The organism is Paenibacillus pedocola (assembly GCF_031599675.1).
GTDB lineage: Bacteria > Bacillota > Bacilli > Paenibacillales > Paenibacillaceae > Paenibacillus_AQ > Paenibacillus_AQ pedocola.
In genome coordinates, this window is record NZ_CP134223.1 from 1058624 (window position 1) to 1079752 (window position 21129).

Annotated in this window: 20 protein-coding genes; 14 read left to right on the top strand and 6 right to left on the bottom strand. The window is 50.2% G+C overall.

Going from position 1 to position 21129, the window contains the following annotated elements:
• The first annotated feature begins 87 nt into the window (after positions 1–87).
• From QU597_RS04550 to QU597_RS04585, 8 genes are all read left to right on the top strand, one after another.
• On the top strand, positions 88–897 hold the full coding sequence (locus QU597_RS04550; RefSeq protein WP_310831568.1) for an AAC(3) family N-acetyltransferase: 810 nt from the start codon (positions 88–90) through the stop codon (positions 895–897).
• A 148-nt stretch (positions 898–1045) separates the two neighbouring features.
• Positions 1046–1192 (top strand): hypothetical protein, encoded by a 147-nt coding sequence (locus tag QU597_RS04555; RefSeq protein ID WP_310831569.1) that lies wholly within the window; start codon positions 1046–1048, stop codon positions 1190–1192.
• A 792-nt stretch (positions 1193–1984) separates the two neighbouring features.
• A complete protein-coding gene (locus tag QU597_RS04560; RefSeq protein ID WP_236335984.1) occupies positions 1985–2917 on the top strand; it encodes a manganese-dependent inorganic pyrophosphatase in 933 nt (310 codons plus the stop codon).
• 167 nt (positions 2918–3084) lie between these two features.
• A complete protein-coding gene (locus QU597_RS04565; RefSeq protein ID WP_310831570.1) occupies positions 3085–3519 on the top strand; it encodes an Rrf2 family transcriptional regulator in 435 nt (144 codons plus the stop codon).
• Positions 3520–3672: 153 nt separating this feature from the next.
• Positions 3673–4320, top strand: a complete 648-nt coding sequence (locus QU597_RS04570) for a nitroreductase family protein (RefSeq protein WP_310831571.1) — start codon at positions 3673–3675, stop codon at positions 4318–4320.
• A 203-nt stretch (positions 4321–4523) separates the two neighbouring features.
• Positions 4524–5225, top strand: coding sequence for a pirin family protein (locus tag QU597_RS04575; protein ID WP_310831572.1), 702 nt, complete (start codon positions 4524–4526; stop codon positions 5223–5225).
• Between the two features lie 37 nt (positions 5226–5262).
• Complete coding sequence (locus QU597_RS04580; RefSeq protein WP_310831573.1) at positions 5263–5595, top strand: hypothetical protein; 333 nt, start codon at positions 5263–5265, stop codon at positions 5593–5595.
• Positions 5596–5781: 186 nt separating this feature from the next.
• Entirely contained in the window at positions 5782–6876 is a 1095-nt protein-coding gene (locus QU597_RS04585; protein ID WP_236336173.1) for a Glu/Leu/Phe/Val family dehydrogenase, read from the top strand.
• 197 nt (positions 6877–7073) lie between these two features.
• Here the strand turns inward: QU597_RS04585 and QU597_RS04590 are convergent, their stop codons facing one another.
• Positions 7074–7757: a peptidylprolyl isomerase gene (locus QU597_RS04590; RefSeq protein WP_310833228.1), complete on the bottom strand. Its 684-nt coding sequence runs from the start codon at positions 7755–7757 to the stop codon at positions 7074–7076.
• A gap of 199 nt (positions 7758–7956) precedes the next feature.
• Here QU597_RS04590 and QU597_RS04595 point away from each other — a divergent pair, with 199 nt between their 5' ends.
• A complete protein-coding gene (locus QU597_RS04595) occupies positions 7957–9195 on the top strand; it encodes an MFS transporter (protein ID WP_310831574.1) in 1239 nt (412 codons plus the stop codon).
• A 95-nt stretch (positions 9196–9290) separates the two neighbouring features.
• Here QU597_RS04595 and QU597_RS04600 read toward each other — a convergent pair whose 3' ends face one another.
• A complete protein-coding gene (locus tag QU597_RS04600) occupies positions 9291–9830 on the bottom strand; it encodes a hypothetical protein (protein WP_310831575.1) in 540 nt (179 codons plus the stop codon).
• 15 nt (positions 9831–9845) lie between these two features.
• The gene (locus QU597_RS04605) at positions 9846–10031 is read right to left on the bottom strand and encodes a hypothetical protein (protein WP_310831576.1); all 186 of its coding nucleotides are present in this window, start codon (positions 10029–10031) and stop codon (positions 9846–9848) included.
• 249 nt (positions 10032–10280) lie between these two features.
• Here QU597_RS04605 and QU597_RS04610 point away from each other — a divergent pair, with 249 nt between their 5' ends.
• Entirely contained in the window at positions 10281–12191 is a 1911-nt protein-coding gene (locus QU597_RS04610) for an ATP-binding protein (protein ID WP_310831577.1), read from the top strand.
• A 176-nt stretch (positions 12192–12367) separates the two neighbouring features.
• Positions 12368–14212 carry an ATP-binding protein gene (locus QU597_RS04615; RefSeq protein WP_310831578.1) on the top strand — a complete coding sequence of 615 codons (1845 nt, stop codon included), beginning with the start codon at positions 12368–12370 and terminating at the stop codon, positions 14210–14212.
• Between the two features lie 17 nt (positions 14213–14229).
• Here QU597_RS04615 and QU597_RS04620 read toward each other — a convergent pair whose 3' ends face one another.
• On the bottom strand, positions 14230–14469 hold the full coding sequence (locus QU597_RS04620; protein WP_310831579.1) for an NHLP leader peptide family RiPP precursor: 240 nt from the start codon (positions 14467–14469) through the stop codon (positions 14230–14232).
• Between the two features lie 107 nt (positions 14470–14576).
• Positions 14577–15512 carry a hypothetical protein gene (locus QU597_RS04625; protein WP_310831580.1) on the bottom strand — a complete coding sequence of 312 codons (936 nt, stop codon included), beginning with the start codon at positions 15510–15512 and terminating at the stop codon, positions 14577–14579.
• 115 nt (positions 15513–15627) lie between these two features.
• Here QU597_RS04625 and QU597_RS04630 point away from each other — a divergent pair, with 115 nt between their 5' ends.
• Positions 15628–15942, top strand: coding sequence for a hypothetical protein (locus tag QU597_RS04630; protein ID WP_310831581.1), 315 nt, complete (start codon positions 15628–15630; stop codon positions 15940–15942).
• Positions 15943–16010: 68 nt separating this feature from the next.
• Here the strand turns inward: QU597_RS04630 and QU597_RS04635 are convergent, their stop codons facing one another.
• Positions 16011–17915 carry a beta-N-acetylhexosaminidase gene (locus QU597_RS04635; RefSeq protein WP_310831582.1) on the bottom strand — a complete coding sequence of 635 codons (1905 nt, stop codon included), beginning with the start codon at positions 17913–17915 and terminating at the stop codon, positions 16011–16013.
• Between the two features lie 84 nt (positions 17916–17999).
• On the opposite strand from QU597_RS04635, the gene QU597_RS04640 reads away from it, so the two are divergent.
• Positions 18000–18857, top strand: coding sequence for a helix-turn-helix transcriptional regulator (locus QU597_RS04640; protein ID WP_310831583.1), 858 nt, complete (start codon positions 18000–18002; stop codon positions 18855–18857).
• 622 nt (positions 18858–19479) lie between these two features.
• The gene (locus tag QU597_RS04645) at positions 19480–21126 is read left to right on the top strand and encodes a sensor histidine kinase (protein ID WP_206103335.1); all 1647 of its coding nucleotides are present in this window, start codon (positions 19480–19482) and stop codon (positions 21124–21126) included.
• The last annotated feature ends 3 nt before the right edge of the window (positions 21127–21129 follow it).

Here is a 21129-nt window from a genome sequence, read left to right on the forward strand (position 1 = left end):
ATAATATTAAGTTACTATAATTTTATAAGTAAACTATGATGATTGCAAGCGGAGATTTTAACCTATCCAGATAAGGAGAGAAATGTAATGCATACCGAAGCCAGTCTGCTGAAGCAGCTAAAGGAGCTTGGAATTAACCCGCGGGGGACACTGCTGGTTCATTCTTCATTCAAAAGCATCGGACCCGTGCAGGGTGGTGCAGATACGGTGCTGGATGTGCTGTCAGAGTATATGAAGGATGGACTGCTCGTCCTGCCTACGCATACCTGGTCGTATATTGATGCTGGTCATCCGCGGTTTTCTGTGGAGGAATCGCCTGTTTGTGTCGGCATTCTGCCGGAGCTGTTCCGGCGGCGCCCGGGTGTCATCCGCTCCTGGCATCCGACCCACTCCGTGGCAGCCCTCGGCCTGGATGCTAAAGCTTTCACTGCCGGAGATCACCGCTGGGATACCCCATGCGCCCGGGGTTCGGTCTACGGCAAGCTGCTGGACCGGAGCGCGGAGATTATGCTGCTTGGCGTCGATCTGCGGCGCAATACGTTCATTCACGGCATTGAGGAATGGGTTGACATTCCCGGCAGAATGACCGATGAGCCTGAGCTGCTGTACACAATCACTCCTGATGGCACGGAAATTGCCGTGCCGTCACGCAGACATTGCGGTCTGTCGTGGTCGCAGCATTTCTGGAAGGTGGAGCAGGTTCTGGAGGACGGGGGAGCCTTGCGCAAAGGCCGCTTTGGAGATGCGGCTGTTATGATCTGCAGCGCTGTAGGTACTACGGAAATCCTGAGCAGGATGCTGGCGGAGAATCCTGATCTGTTCGGTGACAACGAACCGTTACAAGGCCAGGACATACCGGAGCCGCTGCCCAAGACGAAACGGGGACTCCCGGAATAACCTGCTGGGCCAGGGTGTTCTGCACTATTGGAATCCCAAGCTGAAGCTACACTAGTATCTCCTAAATAAGGTTGACACTGTTTGGAAATACATGGTAATCTGGCTACAAATTTACGGCCGGCATTTGGCTGAGGGAGGCGAAGGATCAATGAATAAGGTGAACCGGTATGAACAGAAGCTCCAGCACGGCTGGAATGAGCAAGTTCTACTATCCAACCAAACCGCATTTGATTCCTATATAGAGGGTACCCAGGTATCACGCAGCGCTCCCTTGCCTCCCGGTATGCAGGTCTAACCCTGCACCGCTGATATGGCTATACCGGGAACTCAGGCTGCGTGCACCGCAGTCTTTTTCTTTGCCCTTGGATAGGGCAGGGGAGAAGACGGCGGGACGCAGCTTTTTTATTGTCCGGCGGGTGAAACGTACAAATCAGAGGTATAAATCCCTCTGATTCCGCCGCACGCGGGCAAAACGGCGGAATCAGAGGTATAAATCCCTCTGATTCCGCCGCACCCGGGCGAAACGTACAAATCAGAGGTATAAATCCCTCTGATTCCGCCGCACGCGGGCGAAACGTACGAATCAGAGGTAAAAAACCCTCTGATTCTGCCGCATGCGGGCAAAACGGCCAAATCAGAGGTATAAATCCCTCTGATTTCGCAGTGTGCATATCTCGGGACACTTATGTACCGATTCCCGGCAACTGAAATTCTAAGAAAAACTTCAACCCACCCTGAAAGGAGAGAGAAGCATGAATACAAAGATGAATTGGCAAGAGCGGGAGGATATACAGGCCCTATCTCTATCCGTTTCCCCTGATTACTCCACTATATTCCAGCGCGTACAACCCGATGAGCGAGAGCCTTATCTGTCCGTCTGTCTCAAGTATCCTGCTTCCTCTCCTGTGAGGTGGAAGAAGAGGGTTCTCCCAAGGCTATAACCTGCTTACGGAGTTTTTTCGTGAGCGGGTTATTATTTTATAGGCAGCAGCCGGAGAGGGATGATAACTTCCTGCTCCTTGTCTGGCTTGTCCCTATCAATGTATGGTATATTATTCTCACAAAAAACAAAGTAAGGAGATTGGAAATGGAAAAAACTTTGATCTTTGGACACAAAAATCCGGATACGGATACGATTTGTTCGGCAATTGCCTATGCTGCACTTAAGAAGGAACTGGGCTGGGATGCTGAACCGGTTCGTCTGGGAGAGGTAAGCGGCGAAACCCAGTTTGCGCTGGATCAATTCGGCGTGGCTGCACCTAGACTGGTTGAGAATGTTGCAGGGGAAGCTAAACAGGTCATCCTGGTTGACCATAATGAACGCCAGCAGAGTGCGAATGATATCGATCAGGTGCGTGTGGTTGAGGTTATTGACCATCACCGGATCGCTAACTTTGAAACGGCTCACCCGCTGTACTACCGTGCCGAGCCTGTAGGCTGCACAGCAACAATACTGAACAAGCTGTACAAAGAGAATGGAGTAGCCATACCTAAGGAGATCGCCGGCCTGATGCTGTCTGCTATCATTTCCGATTCCTTGCTGTTCAAATCTCCTACCTGCACAGAAGAGGATGTAGCCGCTGCGCGCGAACTGGCTGAAATTGCCGGTGTAGATGCCGAAAGCTACGGCCTGTCCATGCTTAAAGCCGGAGCTGACCTCAGCGACAAGAGCATTGCCCAGCTCATCTCCCTCGATGCCAAAGAATTCAAAATGGGTGACTACAAAGTGGAAATTGCCCAAGTGAATGCGGTTGACGTGAACGATGTGCTCTCCAAGCAGGCGGAGCTGGAAACGGCCCTTACTGCGATCATTGATGAAAAAGGACTGGATCTGTTCCTGTTCGTAGTGACAGATATCCTGAACAATGATTCCGTGGGTCTGGCACTGGGCCGTGTTGCCGGTGCAGTTGAGCAGGCTTACAATGTGAAGCTGGATGACAACAAAGCAATTCTTAAGGGCGTTGTCTCCCGCAAATCGCAAATCGTGCCGGTTCTGACTGAAACGATTGCTAAGCTGTAACTAATATTAGTATTTGTCAGCCTTGAACGGCTGGCAGCCTATAATCATGCGTAACAGGCCTCTGCCGGGGGAATGAAGTGGATTCCTGGCAGAGGCTTTGTTTTGCCAAAATGGTCTTTGCGTTCTATACTTAGTCTACAACATTGAGTTAGGAAGGAGCCGGAACAATGGCGAAAACACGGAACAGCGGGGCTCTTCAATATAAAACCTTCGGGCTTGTCCTGCAGGCGCTTGTGCTGCTGGCGCGCAAAGGCAATACCTGCTCCAGCTGTGAACTGGCGGAACTGCTCTCTTCGGAGGCAACTCTGTTAAGAAAGACAATGGCTAAGCTGACGCGTGAGCAGATTCTGACTACCAAGGAAGGACGGGATGGCGGCTATGCCCTGAACCGTGTCCCGGAAGAACTGACGCTTGCAGAGATTTATCAGGCACTGGAAGATGAATCGCGCTGCCAGGCAGGGAATGATACGATGTGCGGCACTGTGCTGGGGGGACAGCTGAAGGAAGCGTGCTTCGATATTTTTGAGGAAATGGACCGGAGCATGATGACGGTATTAGAGAAATATACGCTGGCGGATATGGTTCGGAAATCGGGCTGTTGACAGGAGGCTTTTTTGTGGATTATACTGTGCATAAATAATTACAGTTAAACACCGCAAGAAGTTGGGAAAGACCGAATATTTTTTTGCGGTTAACTGTGCTTTTATACACACAGAATACAAATCAACTGGATTAGGAAGAGGAGGAGTATGGCAATGACAACAGAACTGAAATCGGAAGTAGAATTTAACAAGGTGATCCGCGAGCGGCATTCGGTACGGAAATACGACCCATCCTGGAAAATTTCCGATGCGGAAATTAAGGAGATTCTGGGTGATGCCATTCTGGCGCCATCCTCATCCAATCTGCAGCCGTGGCGTTTCCTTGTGATCACGGATCAGGAGCTGAAGGAGAAATTGCTGCCGATCGCTAACAACCAGCAGCAGGTTGTCGACGCCTCGGCTACAATTGCCGTGATCGGTGACATCGAAGCTTACCGCAATGCGGACAAAATTTATGAATACGCCGAAGCGGCTGGTTATGTAACCGCAGAAATTGGCGCGGCGATGGCTAAGCGCAGTAAGGACGGCTACTCCAGCCTGCCGCAAGAGAAGCTGAAGGAGATTGCCCTGGTCGATGGCGGTCTGGTCTCCATGCAGCTGATGCTGGCTGCCAAAGCGAAGGGTTATGATACTGTGCCTATGGGCGGTTTCAATCCCGAGCAATTCCGCGAGCTGTTCAATATCCCGGAACGGTATGTGACCGTAATGCTGATTGCGCTGGGCAAAGCCGCTGTCGAAGGACGCTCAACCGCAAGACTGCCGCTGGATGAAGTTACCCAGTGGAACGAATTTGAGGGTTAACTGGCATTGAGTCCGGGAAGCTTCTCTTCTGAGGGCGTATCAAATGAATATATCGTGGAAAAAGGGGCGGCTGGCGTATGCTGGCGCCCTTTTTTTAATAGGCTTTACGTTATCGGCAAAGCTGCAGTTTTTTTGTTTTCCGGAGCTTTCTGCTAAACTATGTTTAGAAGAGGATGCTCACGAATCTTTCAGGAGGGGATCACATGATAAAGGTCTATTCTGCAGAATCCGCTCACCAATTTGATCATGGTTGGCTGAAAGGCAGCCACAGCTTTTCGTTCGGGGATTTCTACGATCCGGACAATACAGCCTTCGGCCCGATGCGGGTCTGCAATGATGATACGATTTCCCCGGGCAGAGGCTTTGGTGCCCATCCGCACAGTGACATGGAGATCGTCTCCATCGTGCTCTCCGGAAGGCTGCGCCATGAAGATAACTTAGGTAATGTGGCGGAAACAACCTTTGGCGGCATTCAGCGGATGTCGGCGGGGACGGGTGCCATTCATACAGAACATAATCCTTCTGATTCGGAGCCGGTCCGGCTGCTACAGCTGTGGTTCATGCCGCGTACCCGCGGCACCGCTCCCTCCTATACTACGGGGCGCTTTGATCCCGCTAAGCTTGAAGGCAGGCTGCTGCCTGTGGTAGCTGCAGAGCGTACGGCGGAAATTGTGGATATCGCCCAGGATATGACGATCTATCTTGGCCGGGCAGGAGCCGGACAGGAGCTGAACTTTCAGCAGGCGCCGGGGCGGCGGGTTTTCATATATCTGATTGAAGGGCAGCTCAAACTGCCGGATGATCAGGTTCTGTCACCGGGAGATTCCGCACGGATTGAAGAGTGGAGCGAATTATTGCTTGCTGCTGAAGCGGATACCCTGGTGATGGCAATTGATTTGCCATAAGCTGTCCCGCCTAAGTACAACATTGAGGGAGGAACGAATGATGATGCAGCAGGAGAGAGTGCTGGTGAAGCATTCCGTAACCGGGCGCATGCTCGTAAGCAGCACCGACGGGCTGACGTATAGTTTTGATCCGCAGGGCGAACTTACACTAATTACGGTTTGCGGAGTGGGGGCTGAGCAAGGTGCGGCAGTAGTGGGGCTGCGGTCCGAGCTGAATGTATTCCGCTTTGAGGAGCCGGCAGGCGGTCCGGTCATCAAGCATTGGTATTACGTGGGAGACAATCCCGTGGAGTATGATGCTGCTTCCGGGTGCCTGAAGATCACTGTACAATCGGAAATTCAATACCGCCCGGATGAGTACTGGGAATAGGGGCGGGGTTAGGCTCGTCTTGCTATTATCTAACACTTTACGTTATGTATATGTTTGCTATGCAGGTTTATTTCATGATTTTTCCTTAAATAAGGACAAATGAACTTGACAATAATCTTTCGGTGTACTAGCTTTGTTATGAAACGTAACACGTTATAAAGAAATGAGACAGGAGAAATGGACAAAATGGAATTGTTTGCAGCAATGGAGCGGGATGATTACGAGGAACTGTTGTTTTGTCAGGATAAGGCATCGGGCTTAAAGGCAATCATTGCAATTCATGACACAACCCTGGGACCCGCACTGGGTGGAACGAGAATGTGGACGTATGCGTCCGAAGAAGCGGCAGTAGTCGATGCGCTCCGGCTGGCCAAGGGCATGACTTATAAGAATGCGGTTGCCGGGCTGAATTTGGGCGGGGGTAAAACAGTCATTATCGGTGATCCTAAAAAAGATAAAAATGAGGCGATGTTCCGCGCCTTTGGCAGATACATACAAGGACTTAACGGCCGTTACATTACAGCCGAGGATGTAGGGACGACGGAAGCAGACATGGACATTATTCATCAGGAGACTGATTTTGTAACCGGGATTTCAGCGACTTACGGTTCTTCGGGCAATCCTTCCCCGGCTACGGCATTCGGAGTGTATCAAGGCATGAAAGCTGCCGCCAAAGCAGCCTTCGGCAGTGATTCACTGGCCGGCAAGACGGTTGCCGTGCAGGGGGTCGGGAATGTCTCGTTTACACTATGCAAGTATCTGCATGAAGAAGGCGCCGAGCTGATTGTAACGGATATCAACAAAGAGGCAGTGGCCCGGGCGGTTGATGCTTACGGCGCTAAGGCCGTAGATCCTGCTGACATTCTCGGCGTGAAATGTGATATCTATGCACCGTGTGCCCTCGGCGCGACCATTAATGATGAGTCGCTGAAGGTACTCCAGGCGAAGGTGGTTGCAGGTGCGGCTAACAACCAGCTTAAGGAGCCCCGCCACGGGGATGCCCTGCATGAGATGGGCATTGTCTATGCTCCGGATTATGTCATTAATGCCGGCGGTGTAATCAACATTGCCGATGAGTTGAATGGCTATAATAAGGAACGTGCCTTTAAACAGATCGGCAAAATTTACGACAGCATTACCCGCGTGCTGGAGATTTCGCGGACCAGCGGCATTCCTGCCTATGTAGCAGCGGACCGCCTTGCGGAAGAACGCATCGCGCTATTGCGGAATAGCCGCAGCACCTTCCTGCGCAATCCGCATCATGCGATTAGCAGAAGATAGCAGCAGGTCGGCCGGCTGCTCCGGCTGCTCAGCGGCAATAGAGCATCGCGGCCGGATGCATAGGCAAAAGCCCATTTCCCTCAAAATAGGGAAATGGGCTTTTTTGGTGTAAGGAAGCCGCGAATTCGGTGAAGCCAGGTGGAGGGCTTTCTCCGAAATATCACCGGCTGAAGTACCGGCGATGGCGGCATGGAATGTTATTGCACCTTTTCCGGCTCCGGATAAGCAACACCGAGTGTGTCTACAGTGACCTTAGTCATTACCGGCGGAGTTTCTGGCCGGTCCGAGCTGTCGCGCGGCAGATTGACGATGGCCTGCACCACATCCAGCCCTTCCGTTACTTTTCCAAAGGCCGCATAGCTGCCATCCAGGCTAGGATAAGCGGCAGCCATAATGAAGAACTGGGACCCGCCGGAGTTCATATCCTGGCTTCTGGCCATGGAGAGCACGCCTTCGGTATGCAGAAGGTTGTTTGTGAATCCGTTCGCGGAGAATTCACCTGCAATGCTATATCCTGGGCCGCCCATGCCGGTGCCATCAGGATCTCCGCCCTGAATCATAAAGCCGGGAATGACGCGATGGAAAATCGTCCCGTTGTAGAAGCCCTTTTGAATCAGGGAGATGAAGTTGTTTACGGTGTTGGGAGCAACCTCGGGATAGAGCTCGGCTTTGATAATACCGCCGTTATCCATCTCAATGGTGACAACCGGATGGCTGGCCGTGGCAGAGGGAACACCTTCAGTTGCGGCTGCCGCACTTTCCTGCGGAGCCGGACTGGCTTCGCTGCCGGTATTGCTGCCTGCGGCGGCATTAACTGCCGTATTGTTGTCTACCGGCTTATTGCCGCATCCCGCGATAATGAGCAGTAGGAGTGTCGTCATCAGCAGCAGGATGACAGGGGTTCTTTTGGTGCGCTTCACGTTTGAATCTCTCCTTTTTTCTTGAGTGTCATCATTCATAATACATGGTTTGTCCCGCTTCTTGCAAAGCCTTAAGACTTACCAGGGATTGGCACACCGGGAAAAGAGGTTTAGAATGGTAGGATACTTCGCGGAAAAAACAGAAAAGGATGGTGAGGGCATGCCATTTTCATGGAAGCGGAATCTGATCGTGCTTTGGGTAGGTGTATTCTTCTGCAGTACAGCCTATTCCATTTCGATTCCGTTCCTCTCGATTTTTTTGAGTGACCAGCTGGGAGTTTCCGATCATTTGGAGATATGGTCCGGGGCCAGCTTCGGTATTACTTTTCTGGCCAGTGCGCTGATCTCTCCTTACTGGGGATCGCTGGCTGACAAATATGGACGTAAGCCTATGCTGATCCGCTCGGGCTTCAGCCTGGCTGCCCTTTATTTGATTAATTTCTTTGTTCATGATCCTTATGTTTTCCTGATTGTGCGGATTCTGCAAGGACTGCTGGCCGGGTTTGTTCCGGCAGCCATCGCGATGGTCGCGACGAATACTCCGGAGGAGAAGACCGGCTACGCGCTTAGCATCATGTCTACGGCGGGAGCTACAGGGAGTATTATCGGCCCGCTTATCGGCGGAGTGGTCAGTTATTATTCGAGCAACCGCAGCGCTTTTCTGTTCTCGGCGGCGATCGTGCTGGTATCGGCGCTGATAGCCACCTTTTTCGCCAAAGAAGAGAACTTTGACCGTTCTGCCCCGCGATCCCGTGTCCGGGATGACATCCGTGAGGCGAGGAACAACCGGGCCTTTATTACTTTGCTGCTGCTTGCCGGCATCAGTACCTTTTCCGTGATGATTCTGGAGCCGCTGCTGCCGATATATCTGCTGGATATGGGGATTGCGAAGAACAGCGCCTCTTTAAGCTCCGGCATTGTATTCTCCGCTGTAGGCATAGCAACCGTTATTATGGCCCCGCAGTGGGGGAGGATCGGCAGCCGCAAAGGATTCGGATTTATTTTGTTCATCGGCCTCATCGGGGGCGGGATCGGGAACATTCTGCAGTATTTTGTATCGGGCTATGTGGAGTTTGCCATCCTGAGATTTGCCTACGGTCTGTTTTATGCCGGGGTGCTGCCTTCGGTCAATGCCATGATTGTACAGACTATAGAGCCGGGCTTCCGCGGCAGGGCGTTCGGCCTGAATCAGGCATCTACCCAATTAGCAACGATGGCCGGGCCGATTATCGGCGGGCTGCTGGGCGCATTCATTCCGATCCGCTGGGTATTTGTCATTAATGGAGTAATGCTGCTTGTAGCAGCACTGCTGGTGAAAGCCGCTAAACTGGAGGCCAAGGTCGGGGAAGCACGTTCCCATGGAGAAACGGCGGATGGAGGGGCAGAGATCAATTTATGAGCTCATATATATGAGCACTTATAGTAGAAGGAACTGCTCAAATTGCAGGCAAAAAAGCACCACCGGAATAGGATCCGGTGATGCGCTATGCCTAATTAATCCTCTTCGCCGGTGGAGCCGTTAAGCACATCGGTTCCAGGCATCACATCAAGCGGTGGGGCCGCAGGATCGACTGCGGTGCCTGGCTGCAATTCGTCAGCGTCAGGGATATCCTCTAGCGGTAAGTCTTCTTCATCCTCGGTGAGACCGTCTGCTAGGACATCCTCATCATCGGCATAATCAATTACACTGCCGGTTAATCCTGCTGCCCCTGCGGCGAAGATCGCATCCGATTCCAGCAGCTCGTCCCGTTCCGGGGCAGGTGCGGAAGTGATGCGGCCGTTGCGGTCGGCTCTTGGGCCAAGGGTAGTTTCCGGAGTATTCAGGCCGATATCGGCAGCCAGAATCGGATCCCCCTCCAGCTCCGGGTCAGAGCCTTCATCCACTACACCGTCCACATAATCGACAAGCGCTTCATGGGTGCGGGGCAGCCGCACATCCTCAGGAGGGATATCTTCTTCGGAAGTGATACTCCCCATTTTCTGATAACGCTCATATGCTAAATCGGCTTCAGTTTTGTTGAATTCATTACCCATAGCCGTTCAACTCCTTTAGGCTTTAGTCTGCCCCTCTTTGGGAACAGCGTGATTAATGGCTGCCTCCTGGTCTTCATCCGGCAGCGCACCGGGATAGGAATCTTCCTGAAACAGGCCGAACTCCTCATCGATATCCCGCTCGGTCACAAGTCCATCCTCGGCCGGAGAACCGCTGGCGGCGGATTTCTCATTGTCGTTCATTGCCCATCCTCCTCCACGAACATCTATAATCATTCTTTACCCGATAATTCGGCGGCGAATCTAATCCCTCAGTCCATTATTCATTGCCTTCCTTAATATATTCATTTTTCTGTGCGATTAACCGCGTGAAGAAGAAAACTACTTATTTCGAGTATTTTTGCAGGATTAGCAGGGATAGTGCGAAGGTTGTCGAAAGTAAGAATCATATGAACTACAAAAATCCAACTAATGATTTATTGAGGTGTCAAGATGAAGTTGCCATCACCAAAAAGAGTGGCTGCTATTCTCATGCTTCTGCTCTTGATAGCTTTAGTACCTTTAGGGATTGCTATGGAGTGGAGCGGCAAGACAGACCCCGCACTTCCGGAATGGGAGATGAAATGGGAACGGCCGGACGCTGATTCTTTAGCTGATTCTTTAAAAGAAGCGGCAGCAGCTCCAGACCAGGAATGGATAAAGGTGCCCGCGAATGCAGCCAGACCGCTGGCCCCGGCCGGAGTAAGCGCAGCCTGGCTGCGTTTTGCAATACCTAAGGTCACTACCAACTCGGCACTGCTTATAGATAAAGTATATGGAAATACAATCAAAGCGTATCGGAATAACGAGATCATATATGATTCAAGTCAAATGGTTAATTTTAATGGCAGCAAGGTACTGATTCCGTTATCCCCGAAAGACGGAAATGGACCGCTGTATCTATGGAGCAGTGGCGGGAGCAAGGGCTTCGGCGTAGAAGGCGAGGTCAGAACAGGGAATTATGATAAGCTGATCGCCCTTTACGTCAAACAGGATTTAGTGGATATGGTGCTTGGTGCGGCGCTGATCTTTATGGCAGCCGTATTGATGACGTGCCTGTTTTTTGTCAGGGTGGAGCTTTTCTCAGGCGGACTTTGGCTGGTGCTGGTTATTTTATGTTTTGGCGTTCTGTTTATTACATACTCACCGTTTTTGCCGCTTATTCTGCACAATCAGGGGCGGTTAATTGAAACCTTTTTTGATCTGGCTTTATTTACACTTCTGCCGGCCTTTACCTTTTATTTCGAACGGATTTTTGGCCCCGGCAGGGGGAAGTTACTTGTACGTTTCCGTAATTTTCAGCTCGGCTATTCCATCTTCTGCTTCGCCTTTCTCCTACTGAATACACTGCTGTCTTACCGGCTGGATCACCTGTATAGGGTCATGACTGTAGAGGTTATGGGAATACTGATGATTATACAGCTCGCTTATTTGCTTGGCCTGGCAGTAATTTATGCTTACAGAGGCAATAAGGATGCCGTTATTTTCTCGCTCGGATTCGCTGCATTTGCTGTTGTTTCCCTCGGTGAGCTGCTGCTGTACTTCACTTCTGCAGAACGCTACCATTTGTATTGGTGGAAGTGGGGAGTGATTGCTTTTGTTATTTCGCTGATTGTCATTCTTGGACGGGGGTTTGCCAGGAACTATGAGCAGGCGGTTAGCTATTCCCGGGATCTGGAGAAGTTCAACAATGAAGTGCAGCGCTCGGAGAAAATGGAGATTATCAGTGAACTGGCCGCGTCCGTTGCCCATGAGGTGCGCAATCCGCTGCAGGTTACGCGGGGGTTCCTGCAAATTTTAGGAGAACGCTCCGGCTCAAAAGAGAAGGAATATCTCGATATGGCGATGCAGGAGCTGGATAGAGCCTCCGTCATCATTACGGATTTTCTCACCTTTGCCAAACCTGGGCTGGATCAGGAGGATATCCTGGAGGTCTCCGGGGAACTGAAGCATGTCTCCGGGATTCTGGTGCCGCTGGCTAATCTGCAGGGCGGAGCTATTCAGCTTCAGCTGCAGGACGGTCTTCAAGTGCTCGGCAGCTCCTCTAAATTTAAACAGGCTTTTATTAATCTGATCAAGAACAGTGTGGAATCTTTACAGGAGAATGGTCTGATCAAGGTATCCGCCTGGAAATCGGGATCACATATAATGGTCAGTGTGAAGGACAACGGGGAAGGCATGAAGGTCAGTGAGCTGGCCCGCCTGGGCGAGCCCTATTACTCCAATAAGACAAAGGGGACAGGCCTTGGTCTGATGGTTACCTTCCGGATCATTGAGGCGATGAACGGTTCTATTCAGTTTCACAGTAAAAAGGGCGAGGGGACCGAAGTGATTGTGAAACTCCCAGCCTACCGCAATAAATAGCAATTTTTTTGGATAATACCGTTTTTTTGAAGGGATAAGGGACGTTTAGGGCGAAATACTAGCTTGTATACATTGCTTCTAAAACTTTATTCTGGGGTGCTTGCATGCGCTTGATCGGTAAAAGTTTATATATAACAGCAGTGTTTTTTCTGCTTTTAATGACATGCAGTTCGCTATTGGCTTCAGCAGATAGTCATTATGCCTCTAAGGAAATCAAGGAATGGCAGGTTAAATGGGGAAGTGATCCGGGGGATAACGGCTTTAACGTACCTGCTCCGGATCAGGGGGAATGGATCAGCAGCGGAGCAGACCCGGGCATGACGGAGCTTCCTAATGGTGTATCCTCGGCCTGGACACGTATTGAGCTGCCGGCATTCAAATATGTGGCACCTGCAGTCTATATCAAAACCTTATACGCCCTGCATGTGAAGGTGTATGTCGAAGACCGCCTGGTATTTGAAGATGACCGGAGCTATATTAAAGACAATTTCTCGCTGCTTGTCCCTCTAAGCGCAGATGATAACGGCAAAAAGATGTATATCTGGACATCAACGCTGCAGGACCGGATCGGAATTAAAGAACCAGCAGTCATCGGCGAGTATAGTGACCTAATGAGAGGTTATATAAAAAATGGGCTTATCGATGTGATCCTTGGCGGTGCTTTTGTTTTTGTAGCGGTGGTCCTGTTTGTATGCGGGTTTTTCCTGGACAGGGAACATTTCCACATAGCAGCCTCTTTAGCAGTTGTCATCGCAGCTACCGGGGTGTTATCGATCACGTATTCTCCGTTTATTTATACCTTTTACAGTTCCCTTGGAGCGCTCAGCATTATTTTTCTGGATCTGGGGCTGCTGTCGCTGCTTCCGGCGCTTACCTATCTGTTCGAGAACATATTCGGCAGCGGGCGCTTCTCGATTATCCGGCGGTTCCGGATCTTCCAGACAGCGTACTCCTTATTCTGCATCCTGTGTCTGATCGTGAATACATTGTCCGGCAACCGTTTTGTAGAATTTTATTATTTTGTATCCGCCACGGTCATCGGCTTTATTATGATTATCCAATTTATTCTGCTCATTGCTTATGTCATTGCCTTCTCTATAAAAGGGAATAAAGACGCGATTATTTTTGCTGTGGGCTTTGGTACAGCGGCTTTAACAGGGGTGTCTGAATTAATCTGGTACTACGTCAAGAGCGGTAATTATGATCTGTTGTACTGGAAATGGGCGCTCGTTGTATTCATACTCTCGCTCATAATTATTCTCGGGCGCAGGCTGGCCCTGAACCACCGGCAGGTGGTCAAATATTCCCGGGAGCTGGAGCTGTTCAACAATGAACTGCAGCGTTCGGAGAAAATGGAGATTATCAGTGAGCTCGCTGCATCGGTAGCACATGAAGTGCGCAATCCGCTGCAGGTGACCAGAGGGTTCCTCCAGCTTCTCAGCGAGAAATCAAGCGGTAGTGAAGAACAGTACCTATCTATGGCACTAAGCGAACTTGACCGTGCAGCAAACATTATTACAGATTTTCTGACCTTTGCCAAACCGGAATTTGAGCAGATATCAATCCTTAACGTTCAGGATGAGTTTAAACATATTGAGAGTATTATGCTGCCGCTCTGTCATCTGAACGGAGGCCGAATGATCATGGAAGCCGGAGAAGGGTTATGGGTAAGGGGGAACTCCTCCAAATTCAAGCAGGCATTCATCAATATCATTAAGAACAGTATCGAGTCGCTGGGTGATGAAGGAACTATACATATGATAGCCTACGGTGTCGGTGACAAGGTGTATATTCATATCAAGGATGATGGCGAGGGAATGGATCAGGAGGTTCTGAACCGGCTCGGGGAGCCGTATTTCTCCAATAAGACGAAGGGGACAGGGCTTGGACTGATGGTTACCTTCCGGATTATTGAATCCATGCAGGGCGAAATCCATTTTGAGAGCCAAAAAGGAGCCGGAACCGAGTCCGTCACTATGCTGCCGCTGGCAGCTGCTCCGGAAGGTTCGGGCTCCCTATGAAGTTAGACTAGGGTGATTTACCAGGAACTAAGTGGAGAGACATCCGTCTTCATGATGCCCGAGGATGGACTGGGAGGAATGACGAGATAAAACTCATTAGAGCCTTCCTCCACGGTTTTGAGTGTAATATTGTCCGGCAGATGAATACCTAGTGCTTCTCTGAGGGCTTCTTTCGGATCTGTAAGCAGCTTCTGTTTGAAACTTGGATCTTCCCATGCCTTCTGAATCACTTGATTCTTAAGAATTACCTCTGACATTACAATCACCCTTCCCGGAAATGGTAAATGCTTACCCCGTAATAATAACATAGCATTATTTTTGAATCTATTACTTTTTCTGGTTGTTATATGCATTTTTGAGGTTTTTAGAGATTCATATTTTTGGATAACCAGTACCCCAGTCCGCCCCCCTGTAATCGTACTTTCTCCGCTTCAATCGCTGCAGCAATTTGCAGGAGATTATCCACCAGCATTTGATGAAAGGCGGTTAGCCCGGGGATAGATAAACGGCCCGATAGCAGCCTTTCGTGGTTTCCGGCTGCCGTTGCCGTATACTGTGCGAGTCCGCCTCTGGTGAAAATGAAATCTTTGACGGCAGCTGGAGTAAGAATAGCAGTATTCTGCTGCAGATGATGACGGACCAGTGACAGCAGGCAATTATAGCTGCCTTCAGCCAGGTCCTCCTCCCAATCCTCATAATCATCGAGCATTTGCAGGGTGAGCAGCACGGCTTCAAGCATTTCTTCCGAATCGGCAATGAAGGAAGACTTGTCTGAGAGCAGCAGGGCGGCAGTGCTGGAGAGTTTAAGGGGACTGGCTTTGCGGGCAACCCGGCTGCGGTCGTTCCAATAATAATCGCCGGCGGTTTCTCCGGCCACACTGTCTGCCCATTCGGTGATATAACGCCTGAAGTAAGACCAAAAGAGGGATTCCGGAGGGAAGAGCGGACGATAAAGATCCAGAAACTCCACATACAGCAGATTGGCAAGCGGCAGCACTTCAGCAGGTGCCGATTGCCTGTTGTCCATCAGATCGTCCTGCAGGAAGAAAAAGAGCATCAGCACGACGTTGCCTGCAGACATCCGGCGCGTCTCCCCGGAGGTTAATCCGCACTCGCGGCTTAACCAGTAAGGCAGCAGATAGCAGATGTAGTTCTTCTTGCTGTGAACCTGGAATACATCAAATTGCTCCAGATAGGCCAGTCCCTGTGAACGGAGCGGTTCCGGAAATCCGGAGATGATCGTTCTGCAATCTTGAAATACGGTGTGAAGCTCCTCCTTATAATCCTCCAGCCAATTCATAGTAGGCTTGTCTCCTGTCAAAAAAGTATTTTAAAAGGAAAAATGTGGGTTTTCACCATGATTATATGCTGCAGGGCGGTCTATTACAATCAGAACTTATGGGGGTGGTTGGCAGATGAAATGGTATACTTTCGGCCAAATGCTGATGCAGATCCGGATCGGGCAAAAAGCCGCCACTCCCGATGGGCGCACCGTACTGCGCACCTCCAAGGGATTGCTCTGGCAGAACGGGAGATCGGCCGGGGCAGCGGTCGAGATTAAAGATTATCTCTTCTCGGACATCTGGAACATCTTCGAAGATGATGAAAGCCTGCAGGAAAGCGCGGGCCGGGAAGAGCTGGAGCAGCGGGAGCGTGAAATGCTGGCCAATCAATATGAGGAAATCCGCTGGGAATTTCTTCAGGCAAAGAGACCGCCAGACCGTGAATGAGATAAAGGCCCGGCAGACCAAGTGAAATCCAATCCGGTCTGCCGGGCCTTTGATTTGGTGCATAGGTCTTAGATCAGGGCTTCATATTCACTTCGGAGGCGGAGAAGCTTGCTGACACTCTGTTCAAGACCGCCAGCCCGGTTGCGCCGGGTCCACAATTGGCGGTAGCTGTGCAGCAGCAGGTCGAGATCCTTAATCAGACCTTGAAGCAGAGCCGGATCAACTTTACCTGGGGATGCTGTGAGCTGCAGCTTGAGCCGTCCGAGGTATAACGCATGTTTCACAAAATGGATACCGTTCGCAAGCTCCTCCCGGACAAGCTCCGCATCATCGCATGCCAGATCCAGCTCCTCCAGTTGCTCCTCTATCGTGCTGATATACGCTTCTAGCTGATCAAAATGAACCGGTGTAAGCTTCTTAACGATTCCCATATTGTCCAGCCGGCTGCGCAGCAGCATCGACAGCTCGGAATCGTTGGGGCGTAACGTTCCGGATTCCAGCTTGTAATAGTTGCCGAGATCAAGCAGCAATTGTCCAATTGTTGCTGAATGGTCCTGGAAGACGGAACGGTTCAAATATCCTGCAACATCAGCTTCGAGATTATTCTCCACATTCCAGGATAATGCGGCCCCGTATATGAAGCCGGCATAGCTGACAGGCAGATGCTGCCAATGGCCGAAGTCTCCCCAATCCGTAATGAGGTAGCCGATCGCCCCGTTCGTTTTGCCGTGAACAGCTGCATTGCGGAGATTGGCCAGCATATTGTCGGTCCGTCCGGTCAGGGAGTTCCAGGAGCTGGTGCCCGGGCAGACATAGAACGGGATTCCCGCTTCACGGAATTTCAGTGTATCTGCCTCGAACGGATGCCCGGCGCTGTAACCCCATTCCATGGCAATGATATCTTTAGGCAGGTGCGGGATCAGCTCCGGATGCTGGATAATGATATCCCCCCAGAATTGCATCGTTTTGCCTCTGGCGGTAACCAGCTCATGAATCTTTTGCAGGAAAGACAAGTAGAGCTGCCCTTTGCCTGCGGAGTCGGCCAGCGCTTTACTTTTACCAAGCCCTAGCTCATAGGTCTCATCACAACCGACATTAAACTGCGAAGAAGTGAAATAGGGAAGAAGATCATCGTACATTCTGCCCAGCAGATTAAGTACTTCAGGGTCTTCCGTATGGAAGGTCCCAGGCTGCATAAACAGACCGTCCGGATACAGATCGCTGTCATACATTGTATCCGGGAGCATGAAGCCCTCTGGAATTTCAGCCAGGTGATTGAACTCCGGCCGGCTCAGCCAATGCTCCATGTGGCCGAAGCTGTTCTGGTTCGGTACCAGCTCGATAAAACGCTCACGGCAATAGGCATCAATCAGCAGAATTTCTTCGCCGGTTACCGGTGTTTCCAGCTCCCAGACCCGGGGAAAAGACTCATAGGCAAAAGGAGAACCTTCTATATATAACTGCAGCTGGTTGAACTTCAAATCCGACATCAGATCAATGATCCGGTAAAGCGTTTCAAGCTTCGGGATTTTGTTGCGGCTGATATCGATCATCAGGCCTCTGGCTGCAAAGTCCGGTTGATCGCAGATGGACAGATAAGGCACGTCTCTTCCGCATTGCTCCAGGATTTGTTTCAGCGTGGCGACTGCGTAGTAAGCGCCTTCCGGAGAACTGTAGCTTATCGCGATTCCGTCCGCTCCGGCTGTAATCTCATAGGCCTGTGCCGGAAGCAGCCGGTTATAACTAAAGTTATAGGCAGACTGGCGGGAGGGACGGGGACCTATAGACAGGGGCAGCTCCAACCGGAGGATTTGTGAAGTCACCTCTTGAAGCTTGCGGGCAGCGGGCAGAATGTCACGGTTCTCTGCATCGTTAAGAACGATACTTCCTTTGGCCGGGATCCGGAATAGTCCTCCGGTCACTGTAAGTGACCTCGGGCGGGGCAACAGCTGCAAGGCAGGAATTTCTGACATAGCGTGGACACCTCTTATTCATGTAGAATATGATCATCTTCAGATTAACCATATCACTCCTAAACAGAGGGAGGAATGCAATGTATGCCCAAGGTCATGGATTATATGATCAGCCCGTATCCCATTAGGATTATTGATCCTAAGGTAGATAGCTCTATGCTTAGACTGGGCGGCATCCGGATAGGGCAAGCAGGTCATCTGCCGGGCAGAACGTTATTCCGCAGGGATGTAGTATTTGAGCATTGGGCGCTGGTCTATATTGTATCCGGCTCCGGTACCTTTGCGGAGAACGGGGGGAAGGTTCAAGCGGTCCGGGAAGGCAGCCTGTTCTTCTTTCGTCCGGGCTGCAGCTATAGCTTTGGTCCGCCGCCTGGAGGAAGCTGGGATGAATATTATATTAACTTTAACGGGAAGCGTGTGGATGAGTGGCTGGAGTCGGGACTAATAGCAGCGGGAATGATATTTCAGGGAAATGCACTGGCAGGACTTGCGGCTTCGTTCGAGGAGGTCCTGGGTCTCATGGACGGGGGCGCACCCGCTGATGCCGACCGGGCAGCACTTCGTCTGGAGGCGATCCTGCTGGAGTGTTCGTTTGTGACCCGGGACAACGCGCGGTTCTGGCAGCATGAAGCTATGCCGCAGATTCGCCTGGACTTGAATTCTTGTGTGTATGAGCAGCCTGACTTACCGCAGATTGCCGCAAAACACCATATTTCCATGTCTACGCTGCGACGTCTGGTCCGCAGCAGCAGCGGATATCCGCTGCATGAATATATCCACCGGCTCAAAATGGCGGAAGCCAAGCATTTGCTGCTGAATACCTCCCTTCAGGTCAAGGAGATTTCAGGCATGCTGCAGTACAGTGATCCTTTTTATTTTTCGAGGCTATTTAAGAAGTATATGGGAATTTCACCCCAGTTTTGCCGCAGTAACGTTCATTAGCCGACACAATTCTGCTTCATCTGTGGATTGTTGTCGGAATATGATGATTGATGTTGACACTGATAAAAATAGAATGTTATTATTTAGATAATATTAGCAGTTTTTATTAGTTCTTATTGACTATGTTATGCCGGAGATGAAACCATGAGAGAGTTTTACTGCATTAGTTGCCGTAGTCTCCATAAGGTGGATGTGCGGAATAATCATACTATACGTATTCTGTCCACCGGGTATCATATCGTTGGCGAGCAGCGTTATCAGATTTGTATCTGTGATCCTAACAAGTTGCATCTATCTTTGCCTGTAGTAGCCGAATAAGCTGCCTGGATGATGCCCTATAACCGATAGTATTCAGAGAATTAGCCTGTCCAGCTGGTGGAGAGGCTAATTTGCTGTTCCTCAAAATTTTATTTGAGATTGATAGCGCTATCTTTGGCTTATATGGATAAAATTACGTTAAACTTAGGAAAAAAAGGTGGACATTCTGTTATTTTTTTTGAAAAGAAAACGCTATCAGCAAATGTTGAAACTTGTTATTGTGATTTTTCTCATGTATGATGCTTTTAAACAAAGCTTTGATAAGCTCGCATTTTCCAAAAAAGGTGGAGAATAGGGTGGTGGGATGAAAATTAAAACAACCGCGGAAGACAGAATGATTGCTTTTTACAGATATTTCTCTTTGTCCCTCACATCGCTTATGTACCTCCTGGACCACACGGGGCCTTCCGTACTTTATAAATCCCTTTTAATTATTGCACTCTTTATGATTGCTCAAGTGTTCACGATCTACTACCGGAGGCTCCGGGCCAGACCACGGGTTCTTATGCTGGTAGTTAGTATAGAGATGGCGGGCGTTATTGCATTGACCTTACTGACTGGCGGCTTTGAGAGCTCCTTCAAGCTCTACGTACTGAATCCTGTTTTAATTGCGGCGGGCTCATTGTCATTTTATTTCAGGTGGAGCCTGCTTCTGAGTTATATTGGCATAGTGACTACATTTTGTTACGTTTTTTTGAACTCTGAGGGCAAATCTTTTGCAGATGCGGTGCTTCAGAACGGAAATTTGTTTCTAGCCCTGGTACTTACGGTTATAGTTATGCAAATGGTTAACAGGATCAAGCGGCAGCGGGAAGAAGCAAACGCGCGGACCAACGAAACCATGGAGCATATTAAATCGCTCTATCATATCGTGGAAACCTCCAGCCAGCATGACTTCATGAACATCGGGCAGGTCATCACAGACTATGTGGTGAAGCTTACCAAATTGGATAAGGCCTTGTTCTGGTTCGCCAAAAAAAGTGGTGAACCCGCACCCCAGAGCCGGCAGACCGGCTGGCAGCATGAAGAAGAACGTTTTTTGTTCACAGAGCTGGAAAAGCATGAGCACGAGTGGAGACTGCAGCGTGAGCCGGTGTTCAAGAGTCTGCCTGGCCTTGGTGACTTTTTGCTGATGCCGGTAAGAATGAGCACCCGATTTGTCGGCATGATCGGCGTGAAGCTGGAATCATCGGAGGGTCTTGAGGGCCGCAGATGGTATATTCAGCAGCTTATGTTTCTATCGGAGCTTAGCGCAATTATTCTTGAGCGCCATGAACTGGGTGTCATCGAAAATCGGCTGATCATCACGAATGAACAGAACCGGATAGCGGATGAAATGCATGACAGCGTGTCACAGAGCCTTTTCGGCATTGTGTACGCAACCCACTCCCTGAAACAGACCTGGCGTAAAATGTCCGAGTCCGAGCTGGAAGAGCAGATTGACCTCATTCATGATTCCGCGACCAAGGTAGCCAAAGAGCTGCGGATTACGATCTACAGTCTCAGCTCCAAGAAAAGCGGCGGACCTACCTGGCTGGGCATGGTGAGATCGCATCTTAAGAGCTTATCCAGGTTAAACGATGTGGAAATTGAATTAAAAATAACGGGTGATGATTTCAGTCTCCCTTATCCTTACCACAAGGCTCTCTTCCGGATTATTTCTGAAGCGACAGGCAACGCCATACGTCATGGTGCGGCCAGCAGGGTGGATGTCGAACTGTCCCTCAAGCCCAAATGGATCAGACTTTCAATTGTGGATGATGGCGTCGGTTTTGATACTGATCTGCTGTGGACAACGTCTGAGGATACTACCAGCGGACTTGGCATGAAGAATATGCAATATCTGGCGCAGTCTCTAGGCGGAGATTTCCAGTTATCGAGCAGCGAGAATGCAGGAACCAAGATTTTAATTTCAATACCTGTCGGTGTGGCTGAATTAAAAAATGCATAAACT

Bases quoted from the DNA above. Each gene is read 5' to 3' on its own strand.
- QU597_RS04595 (WP_310831574.1), top strand. From the start codon at position 7,957: ATGCCATTTTCATGGAAGCGGAATCTGATCGTGCTTTGGGTAGGTGTA.
- QU597_RS04550 (WP_310831568.1), top strand. From the start codon at position 88: ATGCATACCGAAGCCAGTCTGCTGAAGCAGCTAAAGGAGCTTGGAATT.
- QU597_RS04570 (WP_310831571.1), top strand. From the start codon at position 3,673: ATGACAACAGAACTGAAATCGGAAGTAGAATTTAACAAGGTGATCCGC.
- QU597_RS04560 (WP_236335984.1), top strand. From the start codon at position 1,985: ATGGAAAAAACTTTGATCTTTGGACACAAAAATCCGGATACGGATACG.
- QU597_RS04580 (WP_310831573.1), top strand. From the start codon at position 5,263: ATGATGATGCAGCAGGAGAGAGTGCTGGTGAAGCATTCCGTAACCGGG.
- QU597_RS04575 (WP_310831572.1), top strand. From the start codon at position 4,524: ATGATAAAGGTCTATTCTGCAGAATCCGCTCACCAATTTGATCATGGT.
- QU597_RS04565 (WP_310831570.1), top strand. From the start codon at position 3,085: ATGGCGAAAACACGGAACAGCGGGGCTCTTCAATATAAAACCTTCGGG.
- QU597_RS04605 (WP_310831576.1), bottom strand. From the start codon at position 10,031: ATGAACGACAATGAGAAATCCGCCGCCAGCGGTTCTCCGGCCGAGGAT.
- QU597_RS04585 (WP_236336173.1), top strand. From the start codon at position 5,782: ATGGAATTGTTTGCAGCAATGGAGCGGGATGATTACGAGGAACTGTTG.
- QU597_RS04620 (WP_310831579.1), bottom strand. From the start codon at position 14,469: ATGTCAGAGGTAATTCTTAAGAATCAAGTGATTCAGAAGGCATGGGAA.
- QU597_RS04630 (WP_310831581.1), top strand. From the start codon at position 15,628: ATGAAATGGTATACTTTCGGCCAAATGCTGATGCAGATCCGGATCGGG.
- QU597_RS04625 (WP_310831580.1), bottom strand. From the start codon at position 15,512: ATGAATTGGCTGGAGGATTATAAGGAGGAGCTTCACACCGTATTTCAA.
- QU597_RS04645 (WP_206103335.1), top strand. From the start codon at position 19,480: ATGAAAATTAAAACAACCGCGGAAGACAGAATGATTGCTTTTTACAGA.
- QU597_RS04600 (WP_310831575.1), bottom strand. From the start codon at position 9,830: ATGGGTAATGAATTCAACAAAACTGAAGCCGATTTAGCATATGAGCGT.
- QU597_RS04610 (WP_310831577.1), top strand. From the start codon at position 10,281: ATGAAGTTGCCATCACCAAAAAGAGTGGCTGCTATTCTCATGCTTCTG.
- QU597_RS04635 (WP_310831582.1), bottom strand. From the start codon at position 17,915: ATGTCAGAAATTCCTGCCTTGCAGCTGTTGCCCCGCCCGAGGTCACTT.
- QU597_RS04555 (WP_310831569.1), top strand. From the start codon at position 1,046: ATGAATAAGGTGAACCGGTATGAACAGAAGCTCCAGCACGGCTGGAAT.
- QU597_RS04590 (WP_310833228.1), bottom strand. From the start codon at position 7,757: ATGACGACACTCCTACTGCTCATTATCGCGGGATGCGGCAATAAGCCG.
- QU597_RS04640 (WP_310831583.1), top strand. From the start codon at position 18,000: ATGCCCAAGGTCATGGATTATATGATCAGCCCGTATCCCATTAGGATT.